Source organism: Rubritalea squalenifaciens DSM 18772, from assembly GCF_900141815.1.
Classification (GTDB): domain Bacteria; phylum Verrucomicrobiota; class Verrucomicrobiia; order Verrucomicrobiales; family Akkermansiaceae; genus Rubritalea; species Rubritalea squalenifaciens.
In genome coordinates this window covers 23,381-40,714 of sequence record NZ_FQYR01000009.1, presented here as the reverse complement: position 1 = coordinate 40,714, position 17,334 = coordinate 23,381, and the positions used below count along the sequence as shown (strand labels likewise).

The 17,334-nt window shown below is 55.5% G+C and carries 18 protein-coding genes; 12 read left to right on the top strand and 6 right to left on the bottom strand.

Annotated elements, in window-relative coordinates:
* Positions 1 to 74 precede the first annotated feature (74 nt).
* Positions 75 to 1,145 carry a hypothetical protein gene (locus BUB27_RS18200; RefSeq protein WP_143185322.1) on the bottom strand — a complete coding sequence of 357 codons (1,071 nt, stop codon included), beginning with the start codon at positions 1,143 to 1,145 and terminating at the stop codon, positions 75 to 77.
* Positions 1,146 to 1,286: 141 nt separating this feature from the next.
* On the opposite strand from BUB27_RS18200, the gene BUB27_RS18195 reads away from it, so the two are divergent.
* A complete protein-coding gene (locus tag BUB27_RS18195) occupies positions 1,287 to 4,472 on the top strand; it encodes a cadherin repeat domain-containing protein (protein ID WP_143185321.1) in 3,186 nt (1,061 codons plus the stop codon).
* A gap of 128 nt (positions 4,473 to 4,600) precedes the next feature.
* Here the strand turns inward: BUB27_RS18195 and BUB27_RS18190 are convergent, their stop codons facing one another.
* Together BUB27_RS18190 and BUB27_RS18185 are read right to left on the bottom strand one after the other, a co-directional pair.
* Positions 4,601 to 4,894 carry a helix-turn-helix transcriptional regulator gene (locus BUB27_RS18190; protein ID WP_143185320.1) on the bottom strand — a complete coding sequence of 98 codons (294 nt, stop codon included), beginning with the start codon at positions 4,892 to 4,894 and terminating at the stop codon, positions 4,601 to 4,603.
* Between the two features lie 86 nt (positions 4,895 to 4,980).
* The gene (locus BUB27_RS18185) at positions 4,981 to 5,907 is read right to left on the bottom strand and encodes a LysR family transcriptional regulator (protein ID WP_143185319.1); all 927 of its coding nucleotides are present in this window, start codon (positions 5,905 to 5,907) and stop codon (positions 4,981 to 4,983) included.
* Positions 5,908 to 5,988: 81 nt separating this feature from the next.
* Between BUB27_RS18185 and BUB27_RS18180 the strand changes: the two genes are divergently transcribed.
* Entirely contained in the window at positions 5,989 to 7,557 is a 1,569-nt protein-coding gene (locus BUB27_RS18180) for a proton-conducting transporter transmembrane domain-containing protein (RefSeq protein WP_143185318.1), read from the top strand.
* Positions 7,558 to 7,587: 30 nt separating this feature from the next.
* On the top strand, positions 7,588 to 10,002 hold the full coding sequence (locus BUB27_RS18175; protein WP_143185317.1) for a YbcC family protein: 2,415 nt from the start codon (positions 7,588 to 7,590) through the stop codon (positions 10,000 to 10,002).
* Between the two features lie 283 nt (positions 10,003 to 10,285).
* Here the strand turns inward: BUB27_RS18175 and BUB27_RS18170 are convergent, their stop codons facing one another.
* On the bottom strand, positions 10,286 to 11,338 hold the full coding sequence (locus BUB27_RS18170) for a baeRF10 domain-containing protein (RefSeq protein WP_143185316.1): 1,053 nt from the start codon (positions 11,336 to 11,338) through the stop codon (positions 10,286 to 10,288).
* 458 nt (positions 11,339 to 11,796) lie between these two features.
* On the opposite strand from BUB27_RS18170, the gene BUB27_RS18165 reads away from it, so the two are divergent.
* The 5 genes from BUB27_RS18165 to BUB27_RS18145 all read left to right on the top strand — a co-directional run bounded on the left by BUB27_RS18165 (position 11,797) and on the right by BUB27_RS18145 (position 13,814).
* Complete coding sequence (locus BUB27_RS18165) at positions 11,797 to 12,060, top strand: hypothetical protein (RefSeq protein WP_143185315.1); 264 nt, start codon at positions 11,797 to 11,799, stop codon at positions 12,058 to 12,060.
* A gap of 66 nt (positions 12,061 to 12,126) precedes the next feature.
* The gene (locus BUB27_RS18160) at positions 12,127 to 12,315 is read left to right on the top strand and encodes a hypothetical protein (RefSeq protein WP_143185314.1); all 189 of its coding nucleotides are present in this window, start codon (positions 12,127 to 12,129) and stop codon (positions 12,313 to 12,315) included.
* A gap of 8 nt (positions 12,316 to 12,323) precedes the next feature.
* A complete protein-coding gene (locus BUB27_RS18155; RefSeq protein WP_143185313.1) occupies positions 12,324 to 12,524 on the top strand; it encodes a hypothetical protein in 201 nt (66 codons plus the stop codon).
* A complete protein-coding gene (locus BUB27_RS18150) occupies positions 12,521 to 12,778 on the top strand; it encodes a hypothetical protein (RefSeq protein ID WP_143185312.1) in 258 nt (85 codons plus the stop codon). Before BUB27_RS18155 ends, BUB27_RS18150 begins: the two co-directional genes overlap by 4 nt.
* A gap of 538 nt (positions 12,779 to 13,316) precedes the next feature.
* Positions 13,317 to 13,814, top strand: coding sequence for a hypothetical protein (locus BUB27_RS18145; RefSeq protein ID WP_143185311.1), 498 nt, complete (start codon positions 13,317 to 13,319; stop codon positions 13,812 to 13,814).
* Between the two features lie 67 nt (positions 13,815 to 13,881).
* Here the strand turns inward: BUB27_RS18145 and BUB27_RS18140 are convergent, their stop codons facing one another.
* On the bottom strand, positions 13,882 to 14,325 hold the full coding sequence (locus BUB27_RS18140; protein ID WP_143185310.1) for a hypothetical protein: 444 nt from the start codon (positions 14,323 to 14,325) through the stop codon (positions 13,882 to 13,884).
* Positions 14,326 to 14,421: 96 nt separating this feature from the next.
* A complete protein-coding gene (locus tag BUB27_RS18135; protein WP_143185309.1) occupies positions 14,422 to 14,910 on the bottom strand; it encodes a hypothetical protein in 489 nt (162 codons plus the stop codon).
* A gap of 97 nt (positions 14,911 to 15,007) precedes the next feature.
* Here BUB27_RS18135 and BUB27_RS18130 point away from each other — a divergent pair, with 97 nt between their 5' ends.
* The 4 genes from BUB27_RS18130 (at position 15,008) to BUB27_RS18115 (ending at position 17,327) form a co-directional block, all read left to right on the top strand.
* The gene (locus tag BUB27_RS18130) at positions 15,008 to 15,559 is read left to right on the top strand and encodes a hypothetical protein (RefSeq protein ID WP_143185308.1); all 552 of its coding nucleotides are present in this window, start codon (positions 15,008 to 15,010) and stop codon (positions 15,557 to 15,559) included.
* Between the two features lie 133 nt (positions 15,560 to 15,692).
* On the top strand, positions 15,693 to 16,403 hold the full coding sequence (locus BUB27_RS18125; protein ID WP_143185307.1) for a hypothetical protein: 711 nt from the start codon (positions 15,693 to 15,695) through the stop codon (positions 16,401 to 16,403).
* A gap of 5 nt (positions 16,404 to 16,408) precedes the next feature.
* Complete coding sequence (locus BUB27_RS18120; RefSeq protein WP_143185306.1) at positions 16,409 to 16,855, top strand: hypothetical protein; 447 nt, start codon at positions 16,409 to 16,411, stop codon at positions 16,853 to 16,855.
* Between the two features lie 82 nt (positions 16,856 to 16,937).
* The gene (locus BUB27_RS18115) at positions 16,938 to 17,327 is read left to right on the top strand and encodes a hypothetical protein (RefSeq protein ID WP_143185305.1); all 390 of its coding nucleotides are present in this window, start codon (positions 16,938 to 16,940) and stop codon (positions 17,325 to 17,327) included.
* Positions 17,328 to 17,334: the final 7 nt, after the last annotated feature.

Below are 17,334 nucleotides of genomic sequence, written 5' to 3'. Positions count from 1 at the left end.
GTCTCATTTTAGAACGCTACCACCCTACGGTTTATTAGATGTATCAAACACCTCAATCTCAACGCACTCACCACTTACTTCCCATCTGGCAACGGCTTCACCGTCTCAGGAGCTTGCTGACTACTCTCTCTCAAAAACTCATCTACATCCTCATCGCTAATAGTGTAGTCACCGCTCCGCAAACCACCGGGCACGATGGAAGGCCCCACATCATCCTTACGCTCTTTCTCCAATACCCTCCTTATCATCTGGATCGCGTCATCAAAATTCTTCATCCGCTCACGATCCATCTCCGAATACTCGGACACATCATCACCTAGCAAACCCTTCCAGTATTCACGGCCACTGAGTAGATCCTTCAAATGCTCCTCATTAGACTTTGGCTTATAATTTGGATCCGCTTTCTTCTTCTCGATGAAGACTTCCCAATATTCATCCTCGCTCCATGTCGCCTCTTTCAGGCAACTCGAACTCTCCAGTAACATTTTGAAAAACACCTCTCTCTCTGCCTGGCTAGCCTTCGGAATATGCCCCGGAACCCACGCTCCATCGATATACACATTCGCATTATCGACGTCATCAAACAACCCTTTCAACACACAGGCCACATTTCCGTTAGAGCACGCATAAATCTCATAAGAACTCTCATCTCCAAGCAGTAGAAACCTCTTCATCACGGTTTGCTCATAGCTCTTCTCCAGTTCCTCCAAGTTCATCTCACCCAACTCACGCGTGCTAAACACCTCTTCCAGAGCCTTCATCGTCTGCTGCACCTGAACACCCTCCTCATCCAGCTCCGTGCGGATACCAGCCTTGAACCACATTTCACTCCCCTCCACTTTCAGGGTCTCCATCTTATACTCTGTCTCTCCCAAACTAATCGTCTTCGGCATTAAGAAAAGAAAACGATTAAAACGCACATAGTTCCTCAGCTCCTCAGGCTCCACTGCTGCAAACTCCCGCTTCACTCCCGGCCTCCCCTTCACACCAGCCTGCAAGCGCTTGATCTCCAAAATAAAATGCTCCCTCTTCGCCTGCGCTTCAGCAGTCGTGTTCTGCCCCTCACCCTCGCACCCCACTGGGCCGAGCAATGCTCCGGCGGCCAACAGGCATCGCCACATATTCATCACATCGAACTTCTTCATACGCATCTAGCAGGCATTCTGTGCCTTCCGTCAATTCTGTGGTTAACCTATTCTTCCATAGCTTTCCAGAAGTTTAGCCCCCATTAATCTCAGTTTAAGGTTCGCCGTGCTATACCCCGTGACGATCACCCGCTACCCGTCATGAAAATCAGCCTCCTTTCAGCCACAGCCCTGGCAATCACCGGCGTCATCGCGTTCGCTGAATCATATAACAACAACCAGAGCGACATCCCAGAAACCTACGATGTCACTGGCATCACCACCCGCACCAATGGCACCGTGGAGACCTACAACATCCCGATTGAAAACTGGCCGAACAAGATCAACTTCACCTCCATCCGCGGCGGAGATGGTGGCCGCGCGAAGGCAACGGCTACGGTGGGTTCCGACAAATCAGCGGAAGGCGGTGGCGGCGCGAAGATCATCGCGGAATTCTACATCCACCCTACTGAGCCCGGCTGCCTGCGCCCTGGTGGCCAATTGCGCTTCATCATCGGCAGCAGGGGAGAGAACAAGACCCGCGGCAATGCCGCAGGCTCCGGCGGAGGAGGCGGCACAGGCGTGCTCTACAAGGCACCGACGGACGACGCCGAGTGGGAGATCCTCGCCATCGCAGGCGGCGGAGGAGGAGGGGCAGCCAGCACCGTGTACAGCGACACCTTCTCCTCTGACGGCAAGAACGCCAATGACACCACCGATGGAGACGACGGCGGTGGCAGTGGCCGCAGCGGCGGCACCAACGGCAGTGCCGGCACCAGCACCCAGGGAGACTCCGGCGGCGGCGGCAGCTACACAGAGCACTCCAGAGACAACAACGGATCACTATGGTCATTCAGCGGCAGGATGGGCAAAAGCAGCGGTGGCGATGGCGGCCAAGCCTCAGGCAACGGCTCCTACGGTGGCTTCGGCTGCGGCAGCGGAGGCGGTGGCTACGTAAACCCCAGCGGCAGTACCGCTCACACAGCCAAAGGCGGCGGTGGCGGTGGCTACTCCGGCGGAGGCGCGGGCGGCAACAACGGCACCAGCGACGGCCCGGGCGGAGGCGGTGGCAGCTACGTAACCTCCTCCTACAGCCACAACCGAACCATCTACACCCGCAACAGCGACCGCAACAGCGGCAACGTGGCATTCACCGCACCACTCAACACAAACAACGGCAGCCTCTCCGGCCCTACCATCACTCTATCAGGATCCAGCAGTATCACCCTAGCCTACGGGGAAAACTACACCGAGCCCGGATACAGCGCGGTCGACCTCTACGGAAACGCCGTCACCAACTTCAGCGCAAGCGCCAATACCAACGTCACTAACGGCGTCCCTGGCACACACCAGAACCACTATTGGGCAATCGATCAATTCGGCAATGGCTCCCTCGCCATTCGCACCGTCATCATCGAAGCCCCCAACCCACCCACCTTTTCCATCACTGGCAACGTCAGTGTCAACGAGGACTCCGGCGCTTACACCCAGAACAACTTCGCCTACGATTTCAACGCCAATGATGCCCAGGATTCCTTCGATGGCTATACCGTTTCCAACAATAACAACTCCCTCTTCTCTACCCAACCCTCCATCAATAACAGCGGCAGGCTCACCTTCACCCCGAAGACCAATGCCTACGGCACGACCACCGTCAGCGTCTACGCCTCCGATGATACGGAATTCACCGATTACGCGGACTCCGAAACAAAAACATTCACCATCACCATCAATTCCCTCGCAGACAACCCGACCAACGTCACCCTATCCAACAGCAGCATCGTGGAGAACATCACCTCCGTCGGCACAGTGTCCGCCACCGAGCCCTTCGGTGGCTCACTCAGCTACGCTATCACTGGCGGGGCGGACAGCAGCCTCTTCTCCATCGTCAGCGGCACAGGCGCACTCGCATTCAAAACCGCCCCGGATTATGAGAGCCCGGCAGACAGCAATAGCGACAACACCTATCAAGTCACCGTCACCGCTACCGGCACCGACGGCTCCGCCTCACAGACCTTCACCATCTCCGTCACCAATGAAGACGAGGGAATCAACTCCATGGTTATCTCTAACGACACCATCGTGGAAAACACCACCAGCGTAGGCACCATCACCGCAACGGATGAAGATGGGGACGACGTCACCTACGCTATTACTGGAGGTTTTGACCCAACACTCTTCACCATTGATGAAGACACCGGCGCCCTCAGCTTCAAAACCGCACCTGACTACGAAGACCCACAGGATCAATTAGGCTCCAACCTCTACATCATCACCATCACCGCCACCAGTTCCGGCGGCAGCGAGTCACGCTCCTACTCCATCTCTGTCACCAACAAGAACGAGGGACCAGAGAGCATCGCACTCAGCGTAGACGAAGTCCAGGAGAACACAACCACTGTCGGCACCGTCACTGCTACCGATCCGGAAGGCGGCACGCTCAACTTCACCATCTCTGGCGACGATTCCTCCCGCTTCACCCTCGGCTACACCACGGGCGTGCTAGCCTTCAAGTCCGCCCCGGACTACGAGAACCCAATAGATGCAGACGGGGACAACGTCTACGAAGTGGTCGTGCGCGTTACAGATAACGCCACAAGCGTTCTCAAGACATTGCAAGTCACCGTCACCAACCAGGATGAAGGCATCACCAGCATGAACATTTCTAACAACTCTATCGTAGAAAACAACACCAGCATCGGCACCGTCACCGCCGTGGATGAAGACGGAGACACCGTCACCTACGATGTCACCGGAGGAGACGACAAAGCCTTCTTCACCATCGACCCCGACACTGGAGAGCTCTCCTTCTCCGACGAGCCAGACTACGAAAGCCCGCTGGACGACGACGGCAACAACACCTACCACGTCATCGTCACCGCCACCACCAGCGACGACTTCACCCAAGCCACCGCCTACACCATCACCGTGACCGACATCGACGAAACCACCCTCGAGTACTTCCGCGACCGTTACGGACTGGCCAGCAACAGCTCGGAAGACAACAGCGACATGTCCGGCAACGACATCGCCAATATCTTCTACTACCTCCACGGCCTCGGTGACCCTAACAACATCACCGTAGATGCCACCCGCCTGCCCGCCATCAGCGGCAGTGGCTCGGACAGCATCACCTATACCTTCGTCCGCCCGATCGACAACGCATCCGCCTACCGGCTATGGCTCTACTATTCCGACGACCTCTCCAGCTGGAAAACCCTCAACACCTCAGGCGCCACCACCACAGACCTAGGCGACGGCTACCAGCGCGTGGAACTCACCATCCCCATCACCGAAACCCAGCGCTTCTACCGCCTCAAAGCCGTAGACACATCGACTCTGCACTAGGTCGCTCAAAAAATTCCTAACATCATCCACAAGCCGCACCCACAAGTGCGGCTTTTTCGTACCCCAAAGCTCCATCAATCAAGGCCCAATCACTTCTGACCGCGCCCCATGACAACCCGCCAGGATTCCTACGAGAGCAGATCCAGCAACTCGCCTATCTTGTGCTTGCTCTCCAGCGGGTGGCGAAGGGAGTAGTTGCGGTTGATCAGGTAGCTGTTGCGGCGGCCTGATTTCTCCACGCTGAGGACACCCTCCTCCACCATTTCATTGAGGATGCGCTGGACGGTGCGCTGGGTGATGTTCACCTCATCCGCTATGTCACGGATGCGCGCAGCCGGATCTCTCGACAAGACGACGAGTACGTGGAAATGGTTCGAGAGGAACGTCCACCCTAGTTTTTCATCATTTCTGTTAGTCGACATGGATAGCGGTAGTGATTGTGATAGCGGCTGCTAATAATAAGATTATTTCCTCCCGCTATGAATGCAATGGTAAAGACGCGGTCTAGCTAGGAGCCCTTCCGCTTCGCCCTCTCGGCCAGCTTTTTCTTGCGCGTTTCTAACATGGACTCGATCAGGATTCTCACTAGTTCGTTGGGGTAGCGGCGGTCGGTCGTGATCGCGTAGAAACCCTCGCGAATATCGGTCAGGCGGTGCCATTCCTCCAGCTCTCCGGATTCCAGCTCGTCCTGCACCACTACGCGCGGCACCAGACAGTGGGAGCGGGACTCCCTGGCCATCAGACGCAGCATGGCCATGTCATCGATCTCCGCCACCACCTGCGGCTGCAGCCCCTCGCGGCGCATCACCAGGTCAAAACTCTGGCGGATCTTGCTCTCCACCGTGGGCAGGATCACGGGCAGGCCGTGCAGATCCTGCGGGAACTGGAACTCCTTGCGCTTTTCGCTAGGAGCCGCCACCAGACTCACGCCTTGGTCATCTAGCAGGTGGGAATGCCAGGTATTTTCAGCATCCCGCGTCACCTCCTGGTTAGCCAGCACCACGTCCAGCGTGTGGTGCTTCAGACCTTTGAGCAGCTCGCCCAGGCTGCCGGAGCGGATCACAATCTCCACGCCTGACTTGTCGATCAGGGGCTCCACAAAGGCCAGCTGGAAATTCCGCGACAAAGTGGCCACCGCCCCGATTCTTAAGACTTGCAGCTTGCGCCGCGTGCCCTGCTCCAGCGTGGCCTGCAGTTCATCGCCGGCCTTGAAGATGGTGTCCGCATAGTCCAGCGCTATTTTCCCCGCCTCAGTGAGCATCAGCCGCTTGTTCTCTCGCTCGAAGAGTGCTTCGCCCAGACTATCCTCCAGCTTACGCAGCTGCGAGCTCAGGGCTGACTGGGAAACCATCAGCTTCTCCGCCGCACGGGTCAGATTCCCCTCCCTGGCAATGGCATAGAAATATCTCAGGTGGTGGTAGTTCAGCTGGTCCATGCCTATCGTTCTCAAAAAGTGAACGATATTTAAAGAACTATCTATTATAAAACAGGACACAAATTTCATATAACCGATGTCATGAATCCGACCGAGACAGTCCTTACGGCCGCGACAGGCCTCGTACCCGCCCTGCTCTACCTGATTTGCAGCCTCACCCCAGTCCTGCGAGGAGAGGGGAAAAAAGTCGCCCAGCGCGCAGCCAAGCTGACCCTCTGCGGAGCCATCATCTCCTGGCTAGTGGCCGCGACAGTCTTTTGTTTCGGCCCAGTCTCCTGGTCCATCTATGAGCCGCTCGGCCTGAGTGTCTATCTGGACCGCCTCTCGGTCACGATCCTCGCCATGGTGGGCTTCCTCGCCCTGGTAATCACCCGCTACAGCGTCAACCATCTGGCCGGAGACTCCCGCCAAGATGTCTTCACCCGCCACCTGCTGCAGACGATTGCCGCCGTCCAGCTACTCTGCGTCTCTGGCAACCTGCTGCTCTTCACCCTGGCCTGGGCCGCCACCAGCTTCTCCCTGCACCGCCTGCTTACCTTCTACCCGGATCAAGAAGGGGCCCAGCTGGCGGCACGTAAGAAATTCTTCATCAGCCGCATGGGCGACCTCTGCCTAGTCGGAGCCCTGATCACCCTGTGGCAGCAATACGGCACCTGGGATATTCTCACCCTGATCGATCTACAGGACAGCACACCAGTCAGCACCTGGACACCTATCCTGCTGGTCCTCGGTGGTCTGATGAAGTCCGCTCAGCTCCCCTTCCACAGCTGGCTGCCGGAAACCATGGAATCCCCCACACCGGTCTCCGCTCTCATGCATGCCGGAGTGATCAATGCCGGGGCCTTCCTCGTGCTCAGGCTCAGCCCGCTGATCGTCAGCTCAGACATCGCCATGAATAGCATGGCCCTGGTTGGCGGCCTCACGGCAGTCATCGGCTCACTGGTCATGGTCACCCAGCCGAGCATCAAGCGCTCACTCGCCTGGTCCACCATCGCCCAGATGGGCTTCCTGATTCTGCAGTGCGGACTCGGAGCCTTCGGCCTGGCCACGCTGCACCTGGTAGCCCACTCACTCTACAAGGCGCACTCCTTCCTCTCCACCGGAGGTGTGGTCGAGCGTGCCAGAAAGCGCAAGATCAAGCACGCCACCCCGGCCAAGACTACCTGGCTGGTGGCTCTCGCCTGCTCCGCCCTCGTGGTCGCAGCCCTGATCTTAGCCGACTATGGATTCACCGCAGTCAGCGCGAGCCAGTACATTCTCTTCTCCATCCTCTGGCTGGGACTCGCCCAGCTGATGACCAGCGCCTGGACCGCACCACTCGCGAAGCACGCCAGGATCTGGGGCATAGGCCTGAGCATGCTGGTAGCCCTCATGGTCTATCTGCTTCACCAGGGAGTCCACACACTCTACGACGAGATCTACCCAGCCATCGGAGCCCCTCAGGGCATCGTGGAATGGACTCTACTGCTGCTCATCCCGGTCCTCCTCTTCGGCATCCTGCTCATCCAGACCCAGCTACAATCCGGCACCCAGTCCACCGGACTCAAGCGTCTCTATATCCACGCCTCTAACGGGTTCTACCTAGGCACGCTGTTTGCCCGCCTGGCCCGCCCGATCAGCCGCCCGAGAACCAACGCCTCATCGAACTAAACCCCTTTTAACCCAAACCATTTTCCAGCCATGAACGCACAAGAAACCATCCCCCAGAGTAAGCCTCAGACCCAGACCACCACCAAGTGGGCAGATGCCGCCACTACCGCCGCCAAGCGCATTCCACCTCTCTGGCCACTCAAGCATTTCGTCGCCGTCAATCCCTTCCTGAACATGACCAGCGAGAGCTTCGCTGAAGTGGCTGCGAGAATGGCCAAGGCCGTCCCCGGCGGCATGCTCATCGAGCGCTCATTCTACCAGGACAAGTACAGCCAGAACCAGATCAGCGACCACGACCTGAAGCAGGCCATGATCTCCCTGGAAAAGACTGGCCAGCTCTTCCTGGAAGAAGAGGAGGAGCTCCCTACCATCTCCGAACTCAAAGCCTGGCTTCACTCTAGCGAAACTTCCTGCCCGCACATCGGCACCTTCGCAGATACCATCGACCGCCTGCACCAGACCCGCTGGGCCGCGGCCATCATCGAGGAAATCTCCCGCTGGATGGGCGCCTACCTCGATGAAGGACAAGCGATCTGGACCCAGCCCTGGAAAGGCCAGGACCTCTTCAGCGCCTGGCACGAAGCTGCCAGCATCGACCGCAACCCGGAAATCGCCGGGCTTAGGAAATTCCGCAAGTTTGTCCAGGAACTCCCTAACGAGCCCCTGGCAGCCATCTCCATGCTCGGTGAAATGGCCGATACCAAGGTAGAAGGTGCCGAGGACTGGTTCCACCGTGAGCTTCTCAGCATCGGCGGCTGGGCATCCTGCCTCGAATACAGAAAGCGCGAAGGCATCAGCCAGGAGGGCGCCGTCTCCCTGCTCGCCATCCGCTTGGCTTACGATGTAGCTCTGCTGAAGCAGTACGATGCTCCGAGCCTGAGAGCCTACTGGCGCAAGCAGGTGCTCGTGCGTGATGCCCAGGCAGACCGCAGACTGCTGCTCCACAGGATCTGGCAAGAAGCCCTGGAGCATGCACACGCCCAGACTCTGCTCAGTAACCTCGTCTCCACCAGCGGCATCCAGCGAGTACCGGGAGACAGACCGAGCTCCCAGCTTGTCTTCTGTATCGACGTCCGCTCGGAGCCGATGAGACGCTCCATTGAGCAGCAGGACCCAAGTATCGAGACCATGGGCTACGCTGGATTCTTCGGCATGCCTATCGCCAAGAGAGCCTTCGGTGCCGCACACGGTGTGCCTCACTGCCCGGTCATCCTGAAACCACCATACGAAGTCAGCGAGGCGCCTGAGAGAGACGTGCCCGAGACACTCGCCAAGGTACACAATCGCCGCTCACTCAGCGCCATCTTCAAGTCCTTCAAAGACTCCGCCGTCTCCAGCTTCAGCTTCGTGGAAGCCAATGGCCTCAACTATACCTGGCCACTCGTCCGCGACAGCTTTCTGCGCAAAGGTCAGAAGCAGGAGAAGCAGCTGGTACCGAGAGCCGACCTCGACCACGACTCCTGCGGCATCCCCAAGGATGAACAGCCGGCACTCGCCAAAGGCTTGGTACGCGCGCTCAACCTCCACCAGCGCGCAGGACGCCTCGTCGTACTCTGTGGTCACGGTGCCAGCACCAAGAACAATCCCTATGATTCCGGACTTCAGTGCGGTGCCTGTGGCGGCCACTCCGGTGACTTCAACGCCAGACTCGCTGCCCAGATCATGAACCAGCCGGAGGTCCACGCCGCACTCGCCGCAGAAGGCATGGCCCTGCCAAAGGACACCTTCTTCGTGGCCGGACGTCACGACACCACCACAGACACCATCACCCTCTTCGACCCTGAACTGATCCCTAGCAGCCATCGCGGAGACTACGAGCAACTGAAGCAAACGCTGGCAAGCGCTTGCCACACTGCCCAGCTAGCCCGTGCACCCAAGCTCGGCATCAGCCAGCAAAACGAACAAAAGGTCTGCAAGGAAATCAGCGAGCGCAGCTGCGACTGGTCCCAGGTGCGTCCGGAATGGGGACTGACAGGCAACGCCGCCTTCATCATCGCCCACCGTGACACCACCAAAGACCACGATCTCGAAGGCCGCGCCTTCCTCCACCACTACGAGTCTAACAGAGACCCGAAAGGAGAAGTCCTGCAAGCCATCCTGGCCGGCCCTATGGTCGTAGGCTCCTGGATCAACCTGCAGTACTACGCCTCCACCGCCAACCACGCCATCTTCGGCAGCGGGAACAAAGTACTGCACAACATCAACGGCACCCACGGCGTCCAACTCGGCAATGGCGGAGACCTCAGAAGCGGCCTCCCGCTCCAGTCCATCCACGACGGAACCAACTGGGTTCACGAGCCACTGACCCTGAAAGTCTTCGTAGATGCCCCGGTGGACAAGGTCCGCTTGGCACTCGCCGCCCAGCCTTCCGCCAAGGAACTGGTGGAAAACCATTGGCTACACCTCTACGCCGCTGACCTCTGCGGCGGCTGGGTGAAGATCTAAATACAAGTTTCTCTGAAGCAAATCATAGAAGGGAGATCAGCCTGTGCTGGTCTCCCTTTCTATTATCAGCCCTATGCAGTTCTCAAAAAAGAGGAGTCCTGGCTCCTAGCCAGAACTCCCCTGCTATCATGGTTAATCCGCACTACATCATTTCTTTCTCACCTTGACATGACATGGGGAAGAGACCTGCGGTACCTTCATGTCATTGACTTCTCCGGGCTTGGATTTGTCCCGGTGAAAAAAGACGGAAAGGATGGAGACTGAAACAAAAAGCATTTTCCTGTTAGGCTGCGTAATGGTTGATCATTTCCGGCGTTTTCTTGTAGCGCAAGATCGCACCCGCTCCACCAATATCGTCTAGAATAGACGAGCCTGTTACGGTCTCTATCAGTAGATCCTGCTGTATGGCCTGCTTAACCAGCAACTCCCGGATCTTACTCGGAAGCTCTGAGGCAACAATGAGCTTCTCTGCACGCCCTTCTTGAAGCGCTTCATAGATCTGAGTCACTCCCACAGCGGCCAGACCTGAAGTGTTATGAAGGTGGTAAAGCTCGCTCACAGAAGTCAGTGACTCCTCGTGCTCAGCTTTCAAGTAGGACTGCACCGCCTGGCTGAGAACAATGCGATAACGAGCATCGCTGATTCCGGTCTTTATCTCATCCACCACCAGCTTCTGCAGGTGCTTCGGAAGAGCCTCTTTCAAACGGTTCACGATACGCGGCTCGCCCGCCAAGATGATGGCATCGTGACTGCGCTGATGGCAGATCTGCTTGAGCACTTCCACCTTCTCCTTGATGAAGATCTTGCGGCGCTCGTGCAGCCCACTACGGTAGTGCTCTCGAGTCCACTCCTTGCCGTACTTGCGCGGCGGATCCTCACGCTCAGCGATAGCTTGTACAGATGCGGAACCCAGACTAATCTCAATGATACTAGCCTTATCGAGTGTCGTCGTGACGAGAACGAAGCGCTTGAACTTATCTTTCAGCTCCACCAAGGGATAAATCACTGGATACGACTCTACATGGTAGCTCGTCTCCATCTCCGCGTGATAGGCCTGGAAGGATTCAAAAGGATGATCGCCCAGCCTGACGTGACAAGACGCACTGGCCCCCTCCGCAGCACGGAGGAATCTGAGTACGCTCTCTCCAGCCTGCGCTAGCTGATCCGCCTGCTCTCCTTCCAGTTTTTGGCTGCTCGCCTTAAGCCACAAGTCGAAGTCGTTCATGGCTTTGGTCCGTTCCCCCTTTAGATTAAAAAATGCGCTAATCATCGGGGTATCCGTGTTCGCTAACTGCGACAAACGGATGATGTGCTTTCTGAGTTGAGTGTGTTTCATAGCTTTAAATATTCTGGTTTCAATGCGTGTTTCATGGATGAGATCGTGTGCTTATTTCTTACGCACACCTCCTTCATCGTATCCAAGGGACCTATCGACCTGACACCGTGACTTGTCAAAGAATAGATGACATTTATTTCGTGTAATTTTTGTCACAATAAACCCAGGAATAAATTCATCATGAACACCTCAGACCAGTTTAGAGAAAAAGCGACAGCTCTCCATATCGTCACTCTTTGAAACCAGAGAATGAAGCCCTACGCCGCCCGCCTCTGAGAAATAATCTATCAGAACAACCTCTCCCATTCCCGCTTTACACTCCCGCCCAAGCTTGCTTTAAACTGGGCATGCGTCGTTCACTGCTAGAGAGCAGCCATCTGAATCAATAGTCCTCTGTCTGTGTGCAATCTATCCTGCTACAGTGTTCCCATCTAGATTTCCTCTATTCGTTGACTACCATGAAAACTCTCATCCTTGCCATCAGCCTACTTTACTCTATCTCACACGCTGAAGAATCGATTACTCCAAGTCAGAGTGAACAAGCCAAAGTGGTACCCCCCTCCACAAAGACTAACAAGCTAATCGTCGACGACAAAACCCTCACCAGCGAGACTCTAGACCCAAACAGTATTACGGGCATTCTCGGCACTCCACTCCATACCATCCAACTCATCGTATGCAAAGTTACAGATATGAGTTTCACGGGAGGTAAAGCCGATTAAGGCCGGCTCGGCATTCAAATTCTTACAGTTGGGGGTAAAGCCCTTTCCAAGAAACGTTACATGTACATGCCTCAACTTCCTGACAACAGGACACCCAAACATGGGGACATCTACCGATTCTATGTTTATGAAACCATTGAGACTGCTGGCTACCCTACCGAAGCATTTACCCAATTAGGTATTAGCCCCATCGCTACACAAGAGCTTCACTTCCGCCCCAAACTCGTCGTACTCAAAGAAAAAGGTAAACCATAAACTATCCCATGTCCCTCTCAACCACCAACAGACAGCGTCTATCAGACCTCGGCCTCGCTATGGCATGCACCCTGGGTATCCTCATCAGCAGAGAAGACTACACGTGGAATGACCACCGTATCTACCTCCGCATCGCCATCCTCATCACCGTCTGCTACGTCACCGTCCGCCTCATTAGCCTTCTTGGTCATAAACTGCTCGGAAGATGAACACTGACTCCCACTACTGCAGCATCTGCCAGAGCCTACTTGTCGAGACTGAGGCCGCCCTCAACCGAGGCTTGATTAACGCCCTCTTCTTCGGGCTCGGAAGCTCTGAACTGCAAATCCGCTCCAGCAAAAGACGATGGATGACCTTCATGACTCCCAGTCGCAATGCCAAAGCTCTCTACTGCGTGGAGTGTGGCAGCCTCACACTAGCCCCCAGTATCAGGAAGCACCGCAGTGAACTAGGGCTGGAATAATCTTCACCCCCTTATATGCGGGACCTCAGCTCTCCCCCGCAAAAGAAAATTCCCCACCATAGATCACTCTAAGGTGGGGAACTCCACTCTAATGTGTTTGTTACACTCACATGAATGTTCCGGCCAAACACAACCGAAACACTCACTACTCACTAGTAGATGGAAGCTACTCATGCATAAACATATGCGCTTCCCTCTACCGCGATTATTAATGCCATAGTGCACAAGTTTTTCCATGTAATAATGCGACCTTCCTTTTTCCATATCGCGACAAAATCCACCGATATTTCGGTCTACTTAAAAACCTTATCTAGATTACACACAATATCCTGCGTTTTTTCCACATCACCTCCACTCTAGTTCACCAAAAGCACTCTTATTGACTTTTTGCGCTGACAAAACCTTAGCCGCCATCCTCAGCTCATTCAGCGGCTGTTTTATGCAGGACCAATCAACGCAGTATTGCCCTGAATAACGCCTGCTGCTAAGGATGGCTCCCGAGTACTCCCCAAAAGAACCCAAAATCCTACCTGACTTCATGAAACCAACTGTACTCGCCTCCTTTACGATCGCCCTTCTCCTCTGCGCCTGTGACAACAAGACAAGCACGGCCAGCACTCCGGAGAGCCCATCTCAGGAACCTGCCCAGACTGAAAGCCCCGCAGAGCAGCTAGACTCCGGCGATACCACTGCCACGCCTAAGGAGACCGCCGCCACACCCGCCACTTCCAAGAAGCCTGCCAAGAGCGTCAGCTCCCTGAAAGGCGAATGGCACCCTACCGGCAAACAGGCAGAATCCGTCTTCAGCTACGAATTCGGCAATGGCGACATCACCATCCTGGCCCGCGAGGCCGACGGCAGCCCCGGAGACATTTCTCTCCAGACCTATACGCTGGGGAATGTGGACGGCAACCGCTCCATCACGATCACGGATGAAGCAGACAATAAACAAACGCTGCTCTACACCATCAGCCAGGACACGCTCACCCTTTACAGCCAGAAGGGCGAGACCCTCTCCGTCTGGAAAAGAAACTAAGTGCTGCGAACCATGTTAGAAAAACTCCCAGCGCAGCCACGGGAACTTCGCTTAAACACAGCACAGTCTAGCCCCTCTTCTTGTAGAAGCCCACGGGAGCCGGCTGTTTCTCAGGCTTATTCTTGGGATGGTACATGCTGATCCAGAGCCTTACTTTGTCACCAGTAGAGGTCTCTACCTCATAGCAATCCAAGACATGACCCTCAGGATCATTCCCACCACTGAAGAGCCTCTGTACTTTAACCGGCTTGCCTGCGGCATCCAGTAGAGTGGCAAAATATTCCCGTTCTGCCTGTGGCCCGCCAAACTCCTCCTTGCTCCCCACACGGATGGGCTTTTTATCAGAGTAGCCGTAGTCCGCATCTTCGGACATCAGTTTCAGATTCACGCCCTTGGGGTGCTTGGCCGTCTTTTCGATGGCTGCCAGCTTTTTCACTTCATCACCTTTAGCACAGACTACGCCACCCATCAGGGCAAGGGACAACATGGAGATCATTATTTTTTTCATCATGAATTCGCTTACATTTACACACGGCACAGCACGAATCTGCTGAACCACCAAGGTGATTAACCGAAAGGTGACCGCTTGTCATCAACTATCCTCCCCTCATCTCCCCCGCACCAAGGGATCTAACCATTCATTCACCTTCCTGAGCTTCTCCACCATGAGCCGGACCTTTTGCTCGTCAACCCCATAGTAGGGACCGCCAATCTGGGAAGCCTTCCTGAAATATTCCATGTAGCCATCCTCGCCCATGCGCTTCTCGAATCGGTAGACTTTCTCCTTTCCCTTCACCTGATAGCTCAGCTCGTACTGCACCGGTCCTATCGACTGGGAGAGCCGGTCCATCAGCTTGGCATCCTCGTCTGTTAGGCCAATCTCGCGCAGCTGCTTCATGATTTTCTGGATCACTTCGGGATTCTCCCGCCGCACATAGCTGGACGCACTTGCCCGCAGATACTTCGATCCCTGTTCTGTATCCGCACGCAGCAGCAGCCCCTCCTCCCGGGAATAGCTGCCAGGACTAACTTTCAGCACAAAGCCATCCGCCCCTGCTAGCAAGACACTCATCAGCAGCACGCACATCACTCTCATCACTAGCTACAGACAGGCAGCCCCCTTCTTTGTTCAATGGCGCTCCAGAAAAGCAAAGATTGACCCCGAAGGAGTTGCACAACACAATGCCGCAATCATGCAACTTGTTCGTTTTGCCCTTCTACTCCCGATCCTCCTGTTCTGCTCCTGCAACTCAGGCAAACCTGATCTCAGCTCCCCGAAGAGCTACCACTCCAGCAACTTCACCTTCCAGTACCCTGGAGACTGGAAAATCACTTCAGATGAAGATGACGGCGAGGAACACATCGTCCAGTTAGAATCAGGCCTGATGACCACCGTGAGTGTCCGCGTGATCAAGGACGAGGAATTCTCCTGCATGGATCTCGCCAACGTACTGCGGCAAAACACCGGGGACGACCTAGGCGACAAGGTGACTGTGGCCAAGTCCACCCTCACCCCCATGGACGACGCCCACGGCTACTCCTGGGCCGAAGAGAAATACACCCTGGACAGCGACGGGCTGAAGCTCAACTTCACCGTCCACTACGGATGCAAGACCGCCGGAGGAGACACCCTGCTCGTCTACTTCCAGACCACGGACTCTTCCTGGGAAAGGGTTTCCCCCGGCTTCGACCTGATACGCGATTCCTTCAGCGCCGTGCAAGAGGAGAAAAGTGCGGCGCAATAGCCCACTCTGGCCTTGGGCCAGCCCGCCCCCCTAACCAACTGGAGAACCTAGGCACTGACACTCAGAGCTTTACTCCACCCCTCATCGTAGTAGTATGGTAGATGTCTCTTTTGCATTCTAACCAGCATTTCAGATGAAAACATCGCTACTCCCCCTACTCCTCACCTTGATCGGCGCGCCGCTTTGCCAGGCTGTCGAGCGTATGGAAATCGCCAAGGTGAACACTGACAGCCTGACCACCGAGACCCAGGTCTACGGCCAGAACGTGGGCGAGGACCACATGCTCTTCATCTGGTGGATGCCCTTCGAGTTCTGGCAGTCCACCATCTCCCAGGACAACACTCTCACCGATCTCGAGAAAAAGGAATTCCTGGAGACGCTGGAGGACTACAGCCTCGTGGCCATCGTGCAGGGGGACTTCACCACCCTGGGCACCATGAAGTTCTACTCCCGTGAGGAGGTGAACAAGAACCTCAAGATCACCTACCAGCCGGAGAAAGGTCCCGCCACCGAGATCTTTCAGGAGCAAAACATCTCCCCTGAGCTGAATGTGCTGCTCAATATTTTCAAGCCCATGCTCGCCCAGATGATGGGCAACATGGGGTCCAGCATGCATTTCTTTGTCCTCAAAAACACCGATGGCGATGACAAGAAGATCATCGACCCCTATCAGAAAGGCAGCATCCATTTCCAGGTCGCCAAGCGCAAGGACAAGGCCATCATCAAGGACAAGATAGACATGCCTCTCAATTCCCTCTACATCCCCCGCAAGTGCCCTAACGGAAAAGATGCACACATCAGCTGGAAATACTGCCCCTGGACTGGTAAGAAGCTTCCCGAGTAAGCACCATGGACCAGCAGCAAACAACAGTCACCTCCTCTAGACAGTCCATATCGCAGGTTCTCATCAAGATTATTCGGATACTCCTTGGTGCACTCATCCTTATTACCTCATGTTTCTCTGGCGTTTTCGGAGCGCTTCTTTCATCTACTATTGCTCTGCTCATTGCTATCCGCAATAGAGAAAGTGCACCACCCCAACAGCACTATACTGAGAAAGAAGTCTTTCAGATCGTCACCCAGGAGGCTCAGGCAAAGTATGATATCGCTCCTGCTCAGCTTGGACAATCACTCAGCTCAGACATTCGTGTCAGCCCTGGTGAAATAGCCAACTTGCTCGATGATTTATCCATCGACTATGACTTCCCCATTTCTTACGAAGACAGAAGAAGGTGTGACACCCTGCTAGACATCATCTCTCTCATTAACAGTCGTAGCACAGCGCCGGCGGAGTAGATCATACGCGCCGCTTTAGCTTATAAAAATTGGCGCACATTACCATCGCAGCCCGATTGGCAGCCGTGTTAGAACCACGGCCATGAACACACTGTATGTCATTCTGCTTACTCTCGGTCTAGGCTCTCTCATCTTCATCGGCTACCGTCGCCCTCATTTGGTCCGCACGGGAAACTTTGTGGTCACCCGCATGTGCTTTGGCCTCTGCATCCTGCTGCACGTCATACCGATGCTTCTAGCAGAATGTATTATCCCCACCATGCAGGCAGGTGACCTCATCACCGACCCTAGAGGAAAAGCAACCACCATCCTCACCCTGGTCAGCACCTTCACGGTACTGAGCTGGCTCGCCATCATCTTCACCTACCGCGGCATTTTCGAGCTACTGGCCCAGCCCGCTCCCGTCCGTGTAGCTCGTGGTATCCCGCACAGCTCCGCCCCCAACAAAGCAGAGGCTGAAACAGCCTCCTAGACTAACG